Origin of the sequence: Enterobacter sp. CGMCC 5087 (assembly GCF_003144775.1) — a bacterium.
In the GTDB taxonomy this organism is placed as follows: Bacteria; Pseudomonadota; Gammaproteobacteria; order Enterobacterales; family Enterobacteriaceae; genus Enterobacter; species Enterobacter cloacae_M.
The window spans coordinates 1-2,153 of sequence record NZ_QFXN01000329.1 but is presented as its reverse complement, the minus strand read 5'-3'; the positions used below and the strand labels follow the sequence as shown (position 1 = coordinate 2,153).

At 52.8% G+C, this 2,153-nt stretch carries 3 protein-coding genes and 1 pseudogene; 3 read left to right on the top strand and 1 reads right to left on the bottom strand.

The features are described from left to right. From psiE to DEO48_RS26195, 3 genes and pseudogenes are all read left to right on the top strand, one after another. Positions 1-354, top strand: a 354-nt coding sequence (psiE, locus tag DEO48_RS26210) for a phosphate-starvation-inducible protein PsiE (RefSeq protein ID WP_109846745.1), incomplete at its 5' end; no start/stop codon positions are given. Between the two features lie 223 nt (positions 355-577). Then, positions 578-940: a YcgJ family protein gene (locus DEO48_RS26205; protein ID WP_109846744.1), complete on the top strand. Its 363-nt coding sequence runs from the start codon at positions 578-580 to the stop codon at positions 938-940. A gap of 445 nt (positions 941-1,385) precedes the next feature. After that, a pseudogene (locus DEO48_RS26195) lies at positions 1,386-1,641 on the top strand (IS110 family transposase); the annotation flags it as partial. A gap of 219 nt (positions 1,642-1,860) precedes the next feature. Here DEO48_RS26195 and DEO48_RS26190 read toward each other — a convergent pair. Continuing rightward, on the bottom strand, positions 1,861-2,153 hold a 293-nt coding region (locus tag DEO48_RS26190), incomplete at its 5' end, for a MarC family protein (protein WP_309136854.1).

Below are 2,153 nucleotides of genomic sequence, written 5' to 3'. Positions count from 1 at the left end.
AATGCCGCGCTGTTGTTGCTGGGACTGATACTGGTTGTGTTCCTCGCAAAGGAAACGTTGCATCTGGCGGAGGTGCTGTTTCAGCCTGACGCGGATAACAGCAAATACAGCCTGGTGGCCGGGCTGATGGTGTATTTTCTGTACTTCGAATTTATCGCGCTCATCGTGAAGTACTTTCAGGCAGGGTACCATTTCCCTCTGCGTTACATCATTTATATTGGCATTACGGCCATCGTCAGGCTGATTATTGTTGAGCATCCGTCTTCGCGTGATGTGCTGGTGTATGCCGGAGCGATACTGGTGATGGTCATGACGTTATGGCTGTGCAACTCGCCGCGACTGAAACGTGAGTGAGCCGTGGCAAAGTCATGACACCTTCCGTTGCGAGTGTTGTGTGGCATGAATATTGATAACTGAATAGTGGTGCGCGCCTCCGGAGGGGGGCACGGGTGATAAAATATCCTCAGAGGAACGCAACAACGCGCGGACATCTGCCTGTCACCTGGATATTCACTGCAGGGAACCGCGGGCATCTCGCTTTGAAAATGGTACGCTGACTTCCGGGAGAGGAAAACAGATGAGTAAAAAAACTGCATTTATCGCGCTGTTGCTGATTATCGGGAGCGGATTCTCTGTTCTGGCGGAGGCGACCGAACACAACCCACTGCGTTCGCCGGCAAAAGGTGTCGTCTGCGACAGCTATTTTTGCGCCGATGCGACAGGCATTTCAGATGCGCTGACGACGAAATACCTGGATGCGAAAAAAGGGAAGCAACTGGCGTCGCAGGGCGAATTTGACCGTACGGCGTTTACGTTTGTCAATGGTGTTTACTGCGATACGAAGGAGAAAGTCTGCCGCAAGGACCGCTATTTTGGTGCTGACGGAAAACCTTCCGGTAAGATCGACAGCAAAACGACACAGTGGCTGTTTGCCCAATGAGTGAGGGATCTGGCAGATCCCTTAGTCTTTTTCACTTCTGACAGCGATCGCTTACCTCGTTCAACAGCTCGCTTTCTTTGCTGAATGACTCAAACCGGCCCTGATCGTTAAGTTTGACAATATACAGGCTGTCAAAATCGTGCCCGGGCCACGACGGGACCTGCTGAGGATCACCGGGCGTTCTGCATGGATAGCAGTGGGGAGTATGGTACTCAGCGGACACAGTGAACTGCCGGTTTTATTTTACTTTGGTGCAGACGCATAAATCGCATCAGGCTTGCCAAAACGGGTCAACAGTACTGATAGCAGTGCCAGCGTAAGACAGTATGACTTTCCGGGAGAGAGGCGCTGGCCAGCGTGGGATATTCACGCGGGTTAGCACCGTGGCCGGTGCCACACCGGTGAGCGGGCGCTACACTCTGATACTTCCACCACGAAGGTCAGCATGAACAACAGCAGCACATTGTACGTCGGGTTAGATGTCCATAAAGAATCTAACACTGTGGCCTGTGCCATTAACTCAGCCCCTGTTGAGTTGCCCGGAAAAATGGGCACTACACCTACTGATATTGAACGCCTTTGCAAGAAATTGCAGTCAAAATCATCACACGTCAGCATTGTTTATGAGGCTGGTCCCTGTGGTTATGGCCTTCACCGCCTCCTGACAAAATTTGGCCTTTGAGTGCATGGTTTGCGTTCCTGTATGGCCCATGCGCGGCGAAAAATCCACGACGTGCATGTCCGCACGCCACTGCTGGCGCACGCTAAATAATATGAGTTTGCCGCAATGTTACGGTGAATCCTGCTTTTTTGTCAGCAGATCTCGTATGAGATTTGATGAGAGGTCGTTTCAGGCAATATCCCTGCCATCGGCCAGGGATCGGGATGTTGCCTGTGATATAGCATGCCAGAAGGACAGCTCAGGTTTGCACCTTTGCTGCGAGCTCCAGAACGCCGTTGATAATAAACTGAACCCCCATGCAGACGAGCAGAAAGCCCATCAGGCGTGAAAATGCATCCATACCACCCTGCCCGGCAAGCCGCATGATGGCGGTGGAGCTGCGCAGACACAGCCAGAGGATGGCAGAAACACAGAGGAAGACAAGCGGAGGTGCCACCATTATTACCCATTCAGGGATACCGGGGCTGTTTCTGGCTGTGGCGGCCGCACTGACTATCATGGCGATGGTGCCCGGTCCGGCGGAGCTGGGCA